At 71.9% G+C, this 15,935-nt stretch carries 14 protein-coding genes and 1 other RNA gene; 10 read left to right on the forward strand and 5 right to left on the reverse strand.

Features of this window, described 5'->3' with window-relative positions; translation table 11 throughout:
• Window positions 1-25: 25 nt before the first annotated feature.
• Window positions 26-208 carry a hypothetical protein gene (locus LCN96_RS41715; protein WP_225267924.1) on the reverse strand — a complete coding sequence of 61 codons (183 nt, stop codon included), beginning with the start codon at window positions 206-208 and terminating at the stop codon, window positions 26-28.
• Between the two features lie 321 nt (window positions 209-529).
• On the opposite strand from LCN96_RS41715, the gene LCN96_RS41720 reads away from it, so the two are divergent.
• The 7 genes from LCN96_RS41720 to LCN96_RS41750 all read left to right on the forward strand — a co-directional run bounded on the left by LCN96_RS41720 (window position 530) and on the right by LCN96_RS41750 (window position 8,406).
• Window positions 530-1,078: a YbhB/YbcL family Raf kinase inhibitor-like protein gene (locus tag LCN96_RS41720; RefSeq protein ID WP_225267925.1), complete on the forward strand. Its 549-nt coding sequence runs from the start codon at window positions 530-532 to the stop codon at window positions 1,076-1,078.
• A 184-nt stretch (window positions 1,079-1,262) separates the two neighbouring features.
• Window positions 1,263-2,726 (forward strand): hypothetical protein, encoded by a 1,464-nt coding sequence (locus tag LCN96_RS41725; RefSeq protein ID WP_225276287.1) that lies wholly within the window; start codon window positions 1,263-1,265, stop codon window positions 2,724-2,726.
• Between the two features lie 105 nt (window positions 2,727-2,831).
• Window positions 2,832-5,039 (forward strand): SulP family inorganic anion transporter, encoded by a 2,208-nt coding sequence (locus LCN96_RS41730; protein WP_225267926.1) that lies wholly within the window; start codon window positions 2,832-2,834, stop codon window positions 5,037-5,039.
• Window positions 5,040-5,042: 3 nt separating this feature from the next.
• Entirely contained in the window at window positions 5,043-6,056 is a 1,014-nt protein-coding gene (locus LCN96_RS41735; protein WP_225267927.1) for an NAD-dependent epimerase/dehydratase family protein, read from the forward strand.
• Window positions 6,057-6,494: 438 nt separating this feature from the next.
• The gene (locus LCN96_RS41740; protein ID WP_225267928.1) at window positions 6,495-7,319 is read left to right on the forward strand and encodes a serine hydrolase; all 825 of its coding nucleotides are present in this window, start codon (window positions 6,495-6,497) and stop codon (window positions 7,317-7,319) included.
• A gap of 47 nt (window positions 7,320-7,366) precedes the next feature.
• Window positions 7,367-8,002, forward strand: coding sequence for a class I SAM-dependent methyltransferase (locus LCN96_RS41745; protein WP_225267929.1), 636 nt, complete (start codon window positions 7,367-7,369; stop codon window positions 8,000-8,002).
• A 215-nt stretch (window positions 8,003-8,217) separates the two neighbouring features.
• Window positions 8,218-8,406 carry a hypothetical protein gene (locus LCN96_RS41750; protein WP_225267930.1) on the forward strand — a complete coding sequence of 63 codons (189 nt, stop codon included), beginning with the start codon at window positions 8,218-8,220 and terminating at the stop codon, window positions 8,404-8,406.
• Window positions 8,407-8,425: 19 nt separating this feature from the next.
• Here the strand turns inward: LCN96_RS41750 and rnpB are convergent.
• From rnpB to LCN96_RS41770, 4 genes are all read right to left on the reverse strand, one after another.
• An RNA gene (gene rnpB / locus LCN96_RS41755) (RNase P RNA component class A) lies at window positions 8,426-8,817 on the reverse strand.
• Between the two features lie 147 nt (window positions 8,818-8,964).
• The gene (locus LCN96_RS41760; protein WP_225267931.1) at window positions 8,965-10,206 is read right to left on the reverse strand and encodes a bifunctional RNase H/acid phosphatase; all 1,242 of its coding nucleotides are present in this window, start codon (window positions 10,204-10,206) and stop codon (window positions 8,965-8,967) included.
• Window positions 10,203-10,943, reverse strand: a complete 741-nt coding sequence (locus tag LCN96_RS41765) for a zinc ribbon domain-containing protein (RefSeq protein ID WP_225267932.1) — start codon at window positions 10,941-10,943, stop codon at window positions 10,203-10,205. The genes LCN96_RS41760 and LCN96_RS41765 overlap by 4 nt, the downstream gene beginning before the upstream one ends.
• A 2-nt stretch (window positions 10,944-10,945) precedes the next feature.
• Window positions 10,946-11,743, reverse strand: coding sequence for a Nif3-like dinuclear metal center hexameric protein (locus LCN96_RS41770; RefSeq protein ID WP_225267933.1), 798 nt, complete (start codon window positions 11,741-11,743; stop codon window positions 10,946-10,948).
• 124 nt (window positions 11,744-11,867) lie between these two features.
• Between LCN96_RS41770 and LCN96_RS41775 the strand changes: the two genes are divergently transcribed.
• The 3 genes from LCN96_RS41775 (at window position 11,868) to LCN96_RS41785 (ending at window position 15,821) form a co-directional block, all read left to right on the forward strand.
• Entirely contained in the window at window positions 11,868-13,307 is a 1,440-nt protein-coding gene (locus tag LCN96_RS41775) for a flavin-containing monooxygenase (RefSeq protein ID WP_225267934.1), read from the forward strand.
• 263 nt (window positions 13,308-13,570) lie between these two features.
• Window positions 13,571-14,599 (forward strand): dipeptidase, encoded by a 1,029-nt coding sequence (locus tag LCN96_RS41780; RefSeq protein ID WP_225267935.1) that lies wholly within the window; start codon window positions 13,571-13,573, stop codon window positions 14,597-14,599.
• A 118-nt stretch (window positions 14,600-14,717) separates the two neighbouring features.
• The gene (locus LCN96_RS41785) at window positions 14,718-15,821 is read left to right on the forward strand and encodes a M20 family metallopeptidase (protein ID WP_225267936.1); all 1,104 of its coding nucleotides are present in this window, start codon (window positions 14,718-14,720) and stop codon (window positions 15,819-15,821) included.
• Window positions 15,822-15,935: the final 114 nt, after the last annotated feature.

Genomic DNA, 15,935 nt, shown 5'->3' on the forward strand with positions numbered 1-15,935 from the left:
GGGGCGCGTAAAGATCCGCCGGGGGTCACGGCGTGTCTGCCGCCCCCTCGCTCGGCCGCGGTGCCATGCTCGTGGCGGCCAACCGCAGGCTGTCGAGCTTGGCCACGTCGGCGGCGCCACGTACGTGCCAGCCAGGCCCGGCCAGCGTGTGACCGCACCACTGCGCGAGCGCCTCACGCGACGTGGCAGCCGCCGTCCGCATCCTCACCGATGCCACCGTGCGTGGCCCCCCCTGTACTACAGGCCACGATCTGGCGCACCCGATTTTTGTGACGCCAGGGGCCCGAAACCTATGTCCGTTTCGCCGGGCTCATCTCCTGTGTCGCCGTCCGCCCCGTACCGGCAGGCGGGCGGCACCCCGGATGAGGGTCCCGGTGTCCGCTGATGTGGCCAACCTCACTGCGCGATTGCCCTCATTCTTGGGCTTTTCAGATCCTTTACCGACCACCGACCATCGAGAAACGGTCTGCGCACCGCCGAGAGCCGCGTAGCATCGTCCGGCATGGGGCTGTGTAACACGGCATCGCACGTGCGACGCTTCGCTGTCAGTGTGACGGCGGCGGCTGTCGCGTTGTCCGTGTCGGGTTGCTCCAGTCTCGGCTTCATCGGCCGCTCCCAGGCGCAGGACATCGCCGAGATCAACGTCGCGAGTCCTGAGCTGCGTGAGAGCAAGCCGCTGCCCAGCGAATACTCCTGCAAGGGCGACCAGGGCAGCCCGCCGCTGCGCTGGTCCAGCCAGCCGCTGTCCAAGGCCAAGTCGATCGCCATCGTGGTCGACAGCCACACCAAGCCGAGGTCGGCGGTGCACTGGGTGCTCTACGACATCCCGGCGACCACGACGGAGCTGGGCCCCAACGCCGCCGAAGACCCGCCGGAGGGCACGGGGCAGGCTAGGGTGACCAGTGGCAAGGTGGGTTACGAGCCACCTTGTGAGCCGACCGGCAGCTATCGGTTCACGGTGTACACGCTGAGCGGCAAGGTGGGTCTCCCCGCGGGGTCCCCACTGCCCGCGGTCCTGAAGAAGATCGCGGAGCAGACCATCGCCCGTGGCCGTCTCACGGCGGTGAACATCCAGTGAGAGGCCGATCACGGCAGGTAGTGCCGGTGTACCAATTATTCACGTAGGGTGTGACAACTCTCATAGTGGTCCGACACAATCAGATCCAATTGTTAGGCACTGGTGATCAAAGGGGGCAGATCGCGTCGATGGCCGCGCGATCTCATCGGTGCCAGAGGGAGGCCATGGCTTTGAGGGTGGTGCAATGATCGCGGTCGTAGTGAGCTTGGTCGCTGTCGTGCTCCTCGTGCTCGTCGTCGTGGCACTGGGCATGCGCTCGATGAACCGCAGGGAGAGCTCGCTTCCTCCGGAACGGCTGAAGGAGATGGCCGAGAAGGAGGAGCAGACACAGACTCGTTCGACGGACCAGTTCGCGGCGCACGAGCCGCGGATGGCCAATTTCAGCCCTGACTTCAGTCCCATCGACGAGGTGAAGCCCAAACCGGTGCGCACCGGCCAGCGTGGCAGGCGTGGCGTCGACGAGTGGGGCAACCCGACGAACGACGACGATGACGAGGAGTTCTGGGCCAACATCCGCAGTGACGCGGAGGAGGGCGAGTTCGGCGCCGGGGGCACCGTGGCCGCCAGGAAGGCCGCCTCCCGCCCGGTCGAGCGTCCCGCCGCCGGCGCAGGAGCCGCAGCCGGAGCCGAGCGCCAGGGCGAGCGTCCCGCGAAGCGTTCCGAGCGTCCCGCCAAGCCCCGTCCCGCCGCCGCCTCCGCCGCCGTCGATCCCAACGCGGCCACCGTCCAGGCCCCCCTCCCTCAGCGCCAGCCCGCCGCCGCCTCGGCCAACCTCGCCGACCTGGTGGAGCAGCCGCACAAGCGCACCCCCAGCCAGGCCGAGCTGGCCGACCAGCGCACCATGACGTTCGCGGCGCCGACGCCGGACGTGCTGAGCATCCTCGGCGCGGCCGCCCAGCCGGTGCCCGCCCCCACGCGCCCCGAGCCGGCTTCCTCCCCCCGGCCCGCGCCCGTGCCCTCGGTCTCGTCCAACGCGGTCTCCTCCCCCTCGCTGTCCAGCAACTCGATCTCCTCCAACGGCACCTATCCGGGCAGCGGCTCGTTCCCGGCGGTGAGCCCGACCTCCAGCGGCAACTTCCCCGCCGCCCCCGCGCCGATCCACGGCGCGCCGACGAGCGACCCGTTCCCCGCGTACGGCGGCGGCGCGGCCGACCCGCTGGAGACCACCTGGACCCAGCAGCCCGCGGGCACCACGTCCGGCTCCTGGGCGGCCTCGGCCGACATCCTGGACGACCCGGCCCCCGCTCCTACCTCCACCCCTTATCCGGGCGCCAGCTCGTGGCCGGCGTTCGAGCAGCCCGCCGCGCGCTCCTCCTATCCCGCCTCCTACGAGGTGCGCTCCGGCTGGGCCGTGGCCGACGACTCCGACCCGCTCACCGGCCCCTCCCCCGCCAGCGGCACGCCGACCGTGCCGGGGCGGGCGGTCTCCAACTACGACGTGCTGTCGGCCCCGACGCCGCCTGCCCCGCCGGTCTCCCCGTTCGCGGCCGGCGCGTACGAGACCGGCGACATCACGACCAGCCCCGCGGCCTGGCCCGACCCGCCGACGGCGGGCAACGGGAGCCGCCCCGGCCAGCCCTCGCAGGCGCACGGCAACCACCGGCGCGGGCCGGAGCAGCAGGACCATCCACACGACTACTACCGGTGATCTCCAGCACCCATTAATGCGTAAAGCCAGCTCGACTCGGCCCTGAGGCGAGGACAGCGGAGCCATAAGGTTTGCTCCATGTTCCGCGACACGCAGAGTAGCTGGATGAGCATCCTCCGGCATGACGTGCCAGCCTCGCTCGTGGTCTTCCTCATCGCGGTGCCCCTCTCCCTGGGCATCGCGATGGCCTCCGGGGCGCCGCTGGCAGCCGGACTGATCGCCGCCGTGGTGGGCGGCATCGTGGCCGGCGCGCTGGGCGGCTCGGCCGTTCAGGTGAGCGGCCCCGCGGCCGGCCTGTCGCTGGTGGTCGTGGATCTGGTGCACACCTACGGCTGGCGCGCCACGTGCATGATCACGCTGCTGGCGGGGGCCGTACAGCTCGTGCTGGGAGTCTTCAAGGCGGCCAGGGCGGCGCTGGCGGTGTCGCCGGCTGTGATCCACGGCATGCTGGCGGCCGTCGGCATCATCATCGCCCTGTCCCAGCTGCACGTCGTGCTGGGCGGCAGCTCGCAGAAGTCGGCCGTCGCGAACGTGCTGGAGCTGCCCGGCCAGATCGCCGACCTGCACGGGCACAAGGTGGCCGTCGGCATCCTGACGATCACCGTCCTGGCGTTGTGGACGCGGCTGCCCAGGCGGATCAAGGTGGTCCCGGCGCCGCTGGCGGCGCTGGCCACGGCGGCGGTGACGGCGTGGGCGTTCGGCTGGGACGTGACGCGGGTGGACCTGTCCGACAGCCTCGGCGACTGGGCCTTCCCGGTGCTGCCGCAGGGCGACTGGCACCTGGTGGTCACCTCGGTGCTGCTGGTGGCGCTGCTGGCCGGGTGCGAGTCGCTGCTGTGCTCGGTGGCGATCGACGGGATGCACGGCGGGCGCCGCGTGGACCTGGACCAGGAGCTGACCGGCCAGGGCGTGGCGAACATGGTGACCGGCGCGCTCGGCGGCCTGCCCGTGGCCGGGGTGATCGTGCGCAGCACCGCGAACGTGCAGGCCGGCGCCCGTACGCGCTGGTCGGCGATCCTGCACGGGGTGTGGGTGCTGGTGTTCGCGCTCGGGTTCGGCTGGACGATCACGCTGATCCCGCTGGAGGCGCTGGCCGCGCTGCTGGTGCTCATCGGCGTGCAGATGGTGAACCTGGGGCACATCAGGAAGGTGCACGGGCACGGCGAGGTGCCGGTGTACGTGGTGACGATGGCCGCCGTGATCCTGCTCGGCCTGGCCGAGGGGGTGCTGGCGGGGCTGGCGCTGGCCGCGCTGCTCGCGCTGCGCCGCCTGACCTGGGTGACGGTGCTCAAGCGGGAGGACCGCGACGGGCGGCTGAACGTGACGATCTCGGGGTCGCTGACGTTCCTGGGCGTGCCGAGGCTGACGCACGAGCTGCGGACGATCCCCGCCGGCACGACCGTGGACCTCGACCTGAACATCGACTTCATGGACAACGGCGCCTTCGAGGCCATCCACTCCTGGCGGCTGGACCACGAGCGCATGGGCGGCACGGTGGTCATCGACGAGCTGCACGACGAGTGGTACGCGCTGGCGGCCAGCGGGGCCCGCATGTTCCCCGCCAAGTCGCCGCCCAAGGCGCCGGACCGGTGGTGGCTGCCGTGGGCGCACCGGCGCCGCGACCAGCAGCCGGCCGGCCTGTCCGCCGACGGCACGCCGGAGTGCCTGCTCACGACGGGGGCGCGCGAGTACCACCGGCGCACGGCGCCGCTCGTCCGGCCCATCTTCACCGAGCTGGCCCGCAAGCAGCAGCCGTCGCACCTGTTCATCACGTGCGCCGACTCCCGGATCATGCCCAGCCTGATCACGGCGAGCGGCCCTGGCGACCTGTTCACCGTGCGCAACATCGGCAACCTGGTGCCGCGCAGGGGCTCCGAGCCGAACGACGACTCGGTGGTGGCGGCGATCGAGTACGCGACGCAGGTGCTGGGCGTGCACACGATCACGGTGTGCGGGCACTCGGGCTGCGGCGCGATGGCCGGGGTGCTGAGCGGCGGGGTGCAGGCGGGCAGCCTGCCCGGGCTGCGCAGGTGGCTGCGGCACGGGGATCACAGCCTGGCGACGTTCATCGAGACCGAGGGCGACCGGCTGCACGCCGGGGCGCTGGACGTGCTGTGCCGGGTAAACGTGCAGCAGCAGCTGGAGAACCTGCGGACGTACCGGAAGGTCGACGAGCAGGTGCGCGCGGGCAAGCTGGAGCTGGTGGGGTTGTTCTTCGACATCGGCTCGGCCAGGGTGCACATGGTGCCGCCGCTGCGGCCTACGCTCTGCGTGAAGCCGTTCGATCGCAGGATGGTCACCAGCGAGGATTGACCCATGAAGGTTCTGGTCGTGGGTGGTTCGGGGTTCCTGGGGCGCGCCGTCGTGGAGGCGGCGCTCGCTCAGGGGCATGAGGTGACGACGTTCAACAGGGGGCGCAGCGGGGCCGACGTGCCCGGCGTCGAGGCGGTGCGCGGCGACCGGGAGGTCCGCGCGGACCTCGACCGGCTGGCCGAGGGCCGCTCGTGGGACATCGTGGTCGACACCTGTGGCTACGTGCCGCGCGTGGTCGGCGAGTCGGTGCGGGTGCTGTCGGGGCGGGCGAGCACGTACGCGTTCGTCTCCAGCGTCTCGGCGGTCGACGGCTTCCCCGCCAAGCCCGCCACCGAGGAGGCGCCCGGCTGGGCCTGCGCGCCCGACGCGGGGCCCGACGACGGCGACTACGGTGTGCTGAAGGCGGGCTGCGAGCGGGCGGTCGAGGAGGGCTTCGACGGCGCGGCGCTGATCGTGCGGCCCGGCGTGATCCTCGGCCCGCACGAGGACGTGGCCAGGCTGCCGTGGTGGCTGACCAGGATCTCGCGGGGCGGCAGGGTGCTGGCGCCCGGCGACCCGGCCGCGCCCCTGCAGCTCGTGGACGCCCGCGACGTGGCGGCCTTCACGCTCGACCAGGCCGCGCGCGGCACCGCCGGCAGCTTCCTGGTGACGGGCCCCGCCGGCGAGACGACGTACGGCTCGTGGCTGGCCGACTGCGTGGCGGCCACGGGGTCGGACGCCGAGCTGGTGTGGGTGGACGACGCGTTCCTGCTGGAGCGGGAGGCGGGCACGTTCGTGGAGCTGCCGCTGTGGAGCCCGCCGTCGGAGGTCAGGGACAACTTCTGGAGCGTCCCGACGGCCAAGGCCGAGGCGGCCGGGCTGCGCACCAGGCCGGTGGCGGAGACGGTGCGCGACACGTGGGCGTGGCTGCGCGAGATCCCGGAAGACAGGCGCAACTACGGCAAGTCCAACCGGCACGGCATGGATCCGGGCAAGGAGGCGGCCATCCTGGCGGCATGGGATTCCCGTTCTGCGTAATCCTCCGCAGAACGGGCGGCGCGGGCGGGTTAGGGTCACTGTGCCAGCGAGGTTCACCACTTGCCCATGGCGCTCCTCGCGACGCCGGTCCTGACTCCCAGGGGCCGGAGGGGCGGAGGTGCCCGCCGCCGAGCTGATGCCCTCTGGACGGGGCCGCCGATGGCAGCTCGACGGCGGGACGGATCACCTCCGCCCCTCACGCTTCTCGGCTAACACGGTGGAAACACCGGGGCCGGAATGCTGCCTGCCATGCTTTTTCTCGCATGGTCTGACATATCCTCATTCGTCCCCGTGTGCGGGTAGGGCGGGGTGCTGCCCGCGATATTCGGGGGGCCGGCCGCGCGGCCCCGGGCAGGCGCACGGCCGTGCCGGGGGGTCGCCCTGGCGATCGCGCTCGCGCCGCTGGCCCTCCTCGCGTCCAGCGGTGTCCCCCGGCCCGTGCCCGCGTCCGTGTCGCCCATCCCCTTCGCCCCTGTCGCCGTCGCGTCCGCGCCGGCGCCAGCGTTCGCGCCGGCGCCGGTGAAGCCGCCCGCGCGCTCGTACAGGAAGGGGCTGACGCGCTCGCTCGACCGCTACCTCGACGACCTGCCGGGCGATCTGTCCGTGTCGGTACGGGAGCTCTCGTCCGGCCGCTCCTACACCTACCGCCCCGACCTCAGGACGGCCACGGCCAGCATCGTCAAGGTGAACATGGTGATGGCCCTGCTGCTGCGAGCCCAGCGGCAGCGCCGCGAGCCGTCCCGGTGGGAGAGGCAGGCGGCGGCCCAGGCGATCAAGGTCAGCGACAACGCCGCCGCCTCCCGCCTGTGGGCGGCGATCGGCGGCGCCCCGGGGCTGGCCGCGGCCAACAAGAAGCTCGGCCTGCGTGACACGCGTCCCGGCCCCGGCGGCGCGTGGGGCTCCACCACGACGAGCGCCGCCGATCAGGTGCGGCTGCTCAACGCGCTGGTCTCGGCCAACAGCCCATTGTCGCGCGAGCACCGCCGCTACGTGCTGGGCCTGATGGGGGACGTGACGCCGGAGCAGGCGTGGGGGGTGAGCGCGGCCGGCTCCGACCCGGCGCTCAAGAACGGCTGGCTGCCCCGGGAGCGCGACGGCGGGCGGTGGACGGTCAACAGCGTCGGGCGGGTGCGGGAGCGGGAGCGTACGTACCTGATCGCCGTCGTCTCGCGCCGGCACCTCTCGCTAGGGGCGGGGATCAAGGCGGCCGAGCACGTCAGCGAGCTGGTCGTCAAGGCGTTGGCCGAGGCCGCGAGGAGCTGATCCCGGCGAGGCATGCTGGAGGGAGCCGCCTCTGCGAGGGAGTACCGATGCCGCGACAGTCCGAATTCCAGCATCCGCGTTTCGCCCAGGCGTACGCGCGGGTGGCCGAGCTCGTGGACCGGCGGGGCGCCTACGAGCACCGGCGGCGGCTGCTGGCCGGGGCCGGGGGGAGGGTGATCGAGGTCGGGGCGGGCAACGGCCGCAACTTCGCGCACTACCCGCCGGGGGTGACGGAGGTCGTGGCGGTGGAGCCGGACGACACGCTGCGCGAGCTGGCCACGGCGCAGGCCGCGTCGGCGCCGGTGCCGGTGTCGGTGGTGTCCGGGCACGCCGAGGCGCTGCCCGGCGGTGACGGCGCGTTCGACGTCGTGGTGGTGTCGCTGGTGTTGTGCTCGGTGCCGTCGCAGCCGCGGGCGCTGGCGGAGGCCGCCCGGGTGCTCAGGCCCGGCGGGCAGCTGCGGTTCTACGAGCACGTACGGCCGGCGAACCCGGCGTTCGGGCTGCTGGCGGACGTCGTCTCCCCGCTGTGGCGCCGGGTCGCAGGCGGCTGCCGCCCCAACCGGGACACCTTGGCAGCGATCGGGCGGGCGGGGTTCGAGGTGGTGGAGACGGAGCGGTTCGGCTTCGCGCCGCAGCCCGGGATGCCGCGGCTGACGCACGTCCTGGGGTACGCCAGGAGGTAGCCGCGTCCAACCGCCTCCCGGCCCGTTGGTCAAGACACGCTGTCGCACCCGTCAATAACCTCGATCGCCCTGGTCAGGCGTCGTAAACTGATCTCGTACTGGTCGGTAGCAGCGCGCGCTATCCACACCCGCTCACCTCTCATCCGTGCGCGGGTCGAGCATGCTTCGCAGACACGTCACTCGAAACGACGTGCTCCCCAACGGAGGTAGGCGGGATGGACAGTCGTTGGCATGTGACGCTCGCCCTCGGCGTAGCGGCCATCGTGGCCCTGTTCGTGGCGATCCTGGTTCTCGTGGACACCAAGGCCGAACTGATGGCGGCGGGAACGGCGGCCGGCGCCTCGTTCGTGGGGGTCGCCGGGCTGGCGCTCACGATCGTCGGCCTCAGCCATCGCAAGCCCTAGCCGGCGGCTCGGGAAATGGGTGACGAGCCGGCCTGTAGGCCGGGTTCTGTCCTTCGTACGAAGGGGCGACCATCCATCTAGGGCCGCCGTTGCCGGCGGCCTCGAGCGGTCTACCCGCGCGGCTCGGGCGGGCAGCCCTCGAACGTCGCGCGCGGGACGCTCCTGGGAGCGTCCCTTCTTGACCTTGCTCCGGGTGGGGTTTACCTAGCCGCCCACGTCACCGTGGGCGCTGGTGGTCTCTTACACCACCCTTTCACCCTTACCCCCCGGCCAGGCCGGAGGGCGGTCTGCTTTCTGTGGCACTGTCCCGCGGGTCACCCCGGGTCGGCGTTACCGACCACCCTGCCCTGTGGAGCCCGGACCTTCCTCGGCGGGCCTGGTGTGGCCCGACGCGGTCGCCCGGCCGACTCGTCTGGTGGACTGTATCAAATCTCAAGCCGTTCCCAACCCAACGACAAGATCGATTCGCTGGAATGGCGGGGTCATCGCCTGAGGGGGGCGGTGGCGACGCGGCGGCCGTGCCGGGTAGTCACTGGCGGCACCCGGCACGGCCACCGCTCAGCGCAGGTGCGCGGTGTCGTTGAAGGACTTCACGACGGCCGGCCCGTCGGCGTAGTACTCGACCAGCGACAGGCACGCCAGGTCGAGGTGCATGCGGTAGAGGGACTCCAGCGGCGCCAGGAGGGCCTCCCGCAGGAGCAGCTTGATGGGCGTCACGTGGGAGACCACCAGCACCGTCTTGCCTTCGTACCGCTCCACCAGGTACTGCCTGGCCGCCTGCACGCGGCGCGCGGTCTCGGCGAAGCTCTCGCCGCCCGGCGGGGCCGCTTCGGGGTCGGCCAGCCAGGCCGTCAGCTCGGCGGGCCAGCGGCGCTGCACCTCCGTGAACGTGTGCCCCTCCCAGGCGCCGAAATCGGCCTCCCTGAGGTCTTCGTACACCTCGACCTCGACGCCCGACCGCTCGGCGACCGCCTCCGCGGTCTGCCTGGCGCGCTTGAGCGGCGAGGTGACGATCACGTCCAGGCGGTACGGGTCGCGCGACAGCCTGGCGGCGGCCGCCGCGGCCTGGGCCAGGCCGTTCGGGGTGAGCTCTGCCTCGCCGCGGCCGGAGAAGCGGCGCTCCAGCGACAGCTCCGTCTCGCCGTGCCGCAGGAGGAGCAGGGAGGTGGCGACGCGGGTGGGCGGGGCCCAGCCGGTGCCCTTGCCCGTGGCCGTGGCCGTGGCCCTGGCGGTCTGCTGGGCGGTGGCCACGGAGGCGGTGGGGGCGGACAGCTCGGACATGTCGCCCGCGTCGAGGAGATCGGTCTGACGGCCCGGCTTCGTGGGGCTCACAGTGATGGCGCCGGCGTCCGAGGCGGTCGTGCCGCCGGCCTTCCAGGCGAGGCCCTTGGCGGCGGCGTCCATGGCCTCGTTGGCCAGGCGGTCGGCGTGGGAGTTGCGTTCGCGCGGGATCCACGTCCACTCCGTGACCCGCAGCCGTCTGACCAGCGCACCCGCCTCGGCGGCCAGCGGGCGCAGGCCCTCGTTCTTGATCTTCCAGCGGCCCGCCATCTGCTCGACGACCAGCTTCGAGTCCATCCGGACGGCCACCTGCGCCCCATCGCCGCCCAGCTCCAGCACGGCCCGCAGGCCCGCGATGAGCCCGCGGTACTCGGCGACGTTGTTGGTCGTGACGCCGATCGCCTCGGCCGCCTCCGCCAGCACCTGGCCGTCGGAGGCGTCCATGACGACCGCACCGTAGCCGGCCGGCCCCGGGTTGCCGCGCGAGCCGCCGTCGGCCTCGATGACGTACGAGGTCACAGGCCCGACTCTGAGGTACGGACGAGGATGCGGCGGCACTCCTCACACCGGAGCACCTCGTCGTGGGGGGCGGCCTTGATCCGGTTCATCTCGGCGATGGACAGGGCCACCTTGCAGCCCTGGCACCGGCCGCCGTGCAGCATGGCGGCGCCCACGCCGTACTGCTCCCTGAGCTTCTCGTAGAGCTTGAGCAGGTCGGCGGGGATCTCGCCGGCGACGCCCGAGCGGCGGGTCTGGACCTCGCCGGTCTCCTTCTCGATCTCGCTCAGCGCGGCGTCGCGGCGGTCCTCCGCCGCGGACAGCGCGGCCCGCTCCTCGTCGCGCTTGGCCGCCAGGTCGGTCACCTTGGTGTCGGCGGCCTCCCTGCGCTCCATGATCTCCAGCACGACCTCCTCCAGGTCGCCCTGCCGCCGCTGCAGCGAGGTGATCTCGGACTGCAGGCTGGCCAGGTCGCGCGGCGAGGTCACGGCTCCGGAGTCGAGGCGCTTCTGGTCGCGGTCGGCGCGGGTGCGCACGGCGTCGACGTCGCTCTCGGCCTTGGTCTGCTCGCGGGCCAGGTCGCCCGCCTCGGTCTCGGCCTCGATCACCTGGGTGGAGAGCTTGGCGAACGACTTGGAGCGCTCGTCGATCTCGGCCAGCTCGGGCAGGGTGCGGCGGCGGTGCGCCAGCCGGTCGATCACGGAGTCGAGCTCTGCCAGGTCGAGCAGTCGCTTCTGTGCGTCAGGGGCTGCTTTCATGATCAATATCCTCTTGTCCAAGCATCGGTGACCGTGGCGGAGACACGCGTTTCAACGGTAACGCCACTCTCGCGCAGGATGGACGCCGCACTGTCGAGCCACGGCCACTCGGTCGCCCAGTGCGCGGCATCGATCAGCGCGGGCCCGCCCGACTCCACGAACTCGCTGGCGGGATGATGCCGCAGGTCCGCCGTGAGGAACACATCGACGCCCGCGGCGGCGGCCGTACCGAGGAGGGAGTCGCCCGCGCCACCGCTGACCGCCACGCGCTGGACCGGGCGGGACAGGTCGCCCGCCACGCGGATCCCCGCCGGCGTGCGCGGCAGCCCTTCGGCCGCCCGCCGCGCGAACTCCCCCAGCGTCGTCCGCTCGGGCAGCTCCCCGATGCGGCCCAGCCCGCGCCACGGGTCGTCGGCGAACGGCTGCAGCGGGACCAGGTCGCCGGCCAGCCCGACGGCTCGGGCCAGGGCGTCGGACACGCCCGGGTTCGCGACGTCGGCGTTGGTGTGGGCGGTGTAGAGGGCGATGTCGTTCTTGATCAGGGTGTGCACGAGCCTGCCCTTGGGCGTGGTCGTCGCCACGGAGGTGGTGCCGCGCAGGTAGAGGGGGTGGTGGGTGACGATCAGGTCGGCGCCCCAGTCGAGCGCCTCCTCGGCCACGGCGGCGACCGGGTCGACCGCGAGCAGCACCTTGCGCACCTCCTGGGCCGGGTCGCCGCTGACCAGGCCCACCGCGTCCCACGACTCGGCTCGGGCGGGCGGGTAGGCCGCCTCGAGCACCCCGATCACGTCAGTCAACATCACAGCAGCCACCTGCGCAGACTACCGGCACGCGGGACGCCTCGCGGCGGGCGTGGCGAGGGGTGTTTTCAGAACGGGGTGCGGCGTAATGTAAGTGAATCCTGACTTACGTTCGGAGGGCGGCATGGCACCACGCGTCGCGATCGTCGGAGCGGGCTTCGGCGGGCTGTGCATGGCGATCCAACTCGAACGGGCGGGGATTCGCTCGTACACGGTCTTCGAGAAGGCCGGGGATCTCGGCGGCACCTGGCGGGACAACAGCTATCCGGGGGCGGGGTGCGACATTCCCTCGCACCTCTACTCGTACTCGTTCGAGAAGTACGCGAGCTGGTCGCGCCGCTACCCGGAGCAACCCGAAATTCTCGGATATCTAGAACATTGCGCCGATAAATACCACGTCAGGGGAAAAATCCGCTTCAGTACGGAAGTGCGGCGGGCCGTTTTCGACGGCACCCACTGGCAGGTCACCACGGACGGCGGCACGGAGGCGTTCGACGTGCTCGTCATGGGGGTGGGCCAGCTCAACCGGCCCCACATGCCGGAGATTCCCGGCACAGCCGACTTCGAAGGCGTCTCCTTCCATTCCGCCCGCTGGAACCACGGCCACGACCTCACCGGCCGGCGCGTCGCCGTCATCGGCAACGGGTCCTCCGCCGCCCAGCTCATCCCGCGCGTCGCCGAGCGCGCCGAGCACCTCCACGTCTTCCAGCGCACGCCCAACTGGGTGATCCCCAAACCCGACGCCATGTTCGGCCCGCTGACGCGGCTCGCCTTCCACTACGTCCCCGGCCTGCAGCGCGCCTACCGCGAGTGGATCTACCGCTACGCCGAGCGCACCCTCTACCCCGCCCTCTCCCAGGGGTGGAGCGTCGGGCTGCTCAAGCAGCGGGCGCTGCGGCACCTGCGCGACCAGGTCCCCGACCCCGGGCTGCGGGCGAAGCTGACGCCCGACTACCCGCCGGGCTGCAAGCGGGTGGTCATCGACAGCGCCTTCTATCCGGCGCTGACCGGGCCGAACGTGTCGCTGGTGACCGACAGGATCGTGCGGGTCACGTCCAAGGGGGTCGAGACCACCGAGGGGACGTACGAGGTGGACACGATCGTGTACGCGACCGGCTTCAAGAGCACGGAGTTCCTGGCTCCGATGGAGGTCGTGGGGCGCGAGGGGCAGTCGCTGGCGGAGCGGTGGGCCGGCGGGGCGGAGGCTTATCTGGGGATCTCGGTGCCCGCGTTCCCGAACCTGTTCATGCTGTACGGGCCGAACACGAACCTGGGGCACAACTCGATCGTCTTCATGATCGAATGCCAGGTGAGCCATGTCCTGGCTTGCCTGCCGTACCTGGACAGGAGCGGCCCGATCGAGGTGCGGCCCGAGGTGATGGCGGCGTGGCGGCGGCAGCTCGACGCGGCCATGGACAGAATGGTGTGGGGAGCCGGGTGTCAGAGCTGGTACAAGACGGCTTCCGGGCGGGTCACGAACAACTGGCCCGGGCCCACGACGCTGTACCGCCGGCTCACGTCCCGCCCGCCGCAGCCGGCCTACCGGGCGGTCACGGGCGGGTAGGCGCGTAGGCGGGTAGGCGGGTCAGCGGGCCGGCGCCGCAGCGGGACGGCCAGACGGTCAGCGGGCCGACGCCGGAGCGGGCCGACGCCGGAGCGGGCCGGCGCCGCAACGGGACGGCCAGGCGGCGACCGGACGGCCACCTCCAGCCCTGCATCACCCGAGCCGAAACGGCCGCCTCATCAACCCACGGTCGTACAAGTGATCCAAAAGATCGAACCTGAGACGCATTGGAGCAGGTCCCAGCCTCGCGATAACGTCCTGCCATGACCCTTCCCCTGCACCAGCGCGCTGTCGTGGCCGACACTCACAACGACCTGCTGATGGCGGTCTCCGCCAGGCCGCCGCAGCAGTGGGCCTCGTTCTTCCGGGAGAGATGGCTGCCACAGCTCCTCGAAGGCGGCGTCGACCTCCAGGTGCTGCCCGTCTTCATCGACGACCAGTACCTCCCGGAGGGCGCGCTGCGGCAGACCCTGCGCATGATCGAGTGCGCGCACGTGCTGGCGGAGGGCAATCCCGACCACGTACGCCTCTGCCTCGACGCCTCCGCCATCGACCGGGCGCTCGACGAAGGCAAGATCGCCCTGGTGCTCGCGATGGAGAGCATGCCGGGCGTCGACGCCAGCGTCGAGCTGATCCCGACCATGCACCGGCTGGGCGTCCGGGTGGCCTCCATCGCCCACTTCGGCCGCACGCCGCTGGCCGACGGCAGCGGCGAGGACGCCACGGGCAGCGGCCTGACCTCCCACGGCGTCGCCGCCCTGCAGGAGATGGAGCGCCTCGGCATGGTCTTCGACATCTCCCACCTGGGCGCCTCCGGCGTCGCCCACGTGCTGGAGCTGGCCACCCGGCCGGTCATGGCCACCCACTCCGCCGCCCGCGCCCTGCGCGACCACCACCGCAACCTCACCGACGACCAGCTCCGCGCCGTGGCCGCCACCGGCGGCGTCATCTGCGTCAACTTCTTCGCCCCGTTCCTCGCTGAGCGCGAGGAGGACATGACGCTCGACCGGCTGCTCGACCACATCGAGCACATCGTGTCCGTCGCCGGCATCGACCACGTGGGCCTCGGCCCCGACTTCATCCGCGAGGTCATGGACGACCTCACGCCGCCCTGCTGCGAAGACCTGCACACGAGGGGCGTCGACCCGAAGCAGGCCGTCCCCGGCCTGGAGGGGCCCGCCGGCCTGCCGATGGTCACGGAGGGGCTGCTCGCGCGCGGGCTGCCGGAGAAGGAGGTCATGCAGATCATCGGCGGCAACGTGCACCGCTTCTTCGGGGAGCTCCTCTCATGACGGCCCCCCGCCCCGCCCACCCCACCAAGGCCGCGCGATTCGATCACCCCGCCAAGACCAGCCGACTCAAGCCTTCCCGGCACACCCGACAGGCGACTCATCTCGGGAGACACCCATCATGAGCACGACCGGCGACACCGCCCAGCAGGCCGCGGCCAGTCTGGTCGAAGACCTGGAGGAGCTGGTCCTGTGCGAGTCCTTCTCCAGTGACCTGGAGGCCGTGGCCCGCAGCGCCAAGGTGGTGGCCGCGATGGGCACCCGCCACCTGGGCACCGCGCCGGAGTTCCTGGTGATCGACGGCGTCACCCACCTGCGCTGGTCGTTCGGCACGCCCAGGGTCCTGCTGCTCGGCCACCACGACACCGTCTGGCCGATCGGCACCCTCGCCACCCACCCGTGGTCGCTGGTGGACGGCGTGGCGCGCGGCCCGGGCGTCTTCGACATGAAGGCGGGGCTCGTCCAGACCTTCCACGCCCTCGCCGGCCTCGCCTCCCTCGACGGCATCACACTGTTGATCACCGGCGACGAGGAGGTCGGCTCCCTCACCTCCTCGCCCCTCATCCAGGACACCGCCCGCGGCCTGGCCGCCACCTTCGTCATGGAGGCCAGCGCGGACGGCGGCGCGCTCAAGACCGCCCGCAAGGGCACCTCCAACTACACCGTCAACGTGCACGGCAAGGCCGCCCACGCCGGGCTCGAGCCGGAGAAGGGCGCCAACGCGGGCATCGAGCTGGCGCACCAGATCCTGGCCGTCGCCGCCATGGGCACCGGCGCGACCACCGTCACGCCGACGGTGCTGTCAGGCGGCACCTCCTTCAACACGGTCCCCGCCGCCGCCTCGGTAGGCGTGGACGTGCGGGTGGCGGAGGTGTCGGAGCAGACCCGCGTGGACGCGGCCATGCACGCCCTGCGCCCCGTGGTGCCGGGCACCCGCCTGGAAATCCTCGGCGGCCCCAACCGCCCGCCCCTGGAGTCCTCGATGTCGGCCGGCCTCTTCACCCTGGCCCAGGAGCTGGCCGTGGGGTTGGGGCTGGGGCCCCTGACGTCAGCCTCGGTAGGCGGCGCTTCCGACGGCAACTTCACGGCCGGCGTAGGCTGCCCGACCCTCGACGGGCTGGGCGCCGTGGGCGGTGGGGCCCATGCGGATCATGAACACGTGGTCGTCGCCGAGATGCCCGGTCGCGTGGCTCTGCTACGAGCACTCATCGAGGCGGTCCGGTAGCGGTCCAGCTCGCCCTACCGCGCCGCGCCCTCGACGCGCAGGTCCGGTAGCGGTCAAGCGTGCCTCACTGCGCCGCGCCCTCAACGCGCAGGTCCGGTAGCGGTCCTGACGGCT

Origin of the sequence: Nonomuraea gerenzanensis (assembly GCF_020215645.1) — a bacterium.
Lineage (GTDB): Bacteria > Actinomycetota > Actinomycetes > Streptosporangiales > Streptosporangiaceae > Nonomuraea > Nonomuraea gerenzanensis.

Excerpts from the sequence above, each read along its gene's own strand:
- LCN96_RS41725 (WP_225276287.1), top strand. The coding sequence starts at position 1,263 with ATGATCGCGGTCGTAGTGAGCTTGGTCGCTGTCGTGCTCCTCGTGCTC.
- LCN96_RS41730 (WP_225267926.1), top strand. The coding sequence starts at position 2,832 with ATGAGCATCCTCCGGCATGACGTGCCAGCCTCGCTCGTGGTCTTCCTC.
- LCN96_RS41735 (WP_225267927.1), top strand. The coding sequence starts at position 5,043 with ATGAAGGTTCTGGTCGTGGGTGGTTCGGGGTTCCTGGGGCGCGCCGTC.
- LCN96_RS41745 (WP_225267929.1), top strand. The coding sequence starts at position 7,367 with ATGCCGCGACAGTCCGAATTCCAGCATCCGCGTTTCGCCCAGGCGTAC.
- LCN96_RS41750 (WP_225267930.1), top strand. The coding sequence starts at position 8,218 with ATGGACAGTCGTTGGCATGTGACGCTCGCCCTCGGCGTAGCGGCCATC.
- LCN96_RS41765 (WP_225267932.1), bottom strand. The coding sequence starts at position 10,943 with ATGAAAGCAGCCCCTGACGCACAGAAGCGACTGCTCGACCTGGCAGAG.
- LCN96_RS41770 (WP_225267933.1), bottom strand. The coding sequence starts at position 11,743 with ATGTTGACTGACGTGATCGGGGTGCTCGAGGCGGCCTACCCGCCCGCC.
- LCN96_RS41775 (WP_225267934.1), top strand. The coding sequence starts at position 11,868 with ATGGCACCACGCGTCGCGATCGTCGGAGCGGGCTTCGGCGGGCTGTGC.
- LCN96_RS41780 (WP_225267935.1), top strand. The coding sequence starts at position 13,571 with ATGACCCTTCCCCTGCACCAGCGCGCTGTCGTGGCCGACACTCACAAC.
- LCN96_RS41785 (WP_225267936.1), top strand. The coding sequence starts at position 14,718 with ATGAGCACGACCGGCGACACCGCCCAGCAGGCCGCGGCCAGTCTGGTC.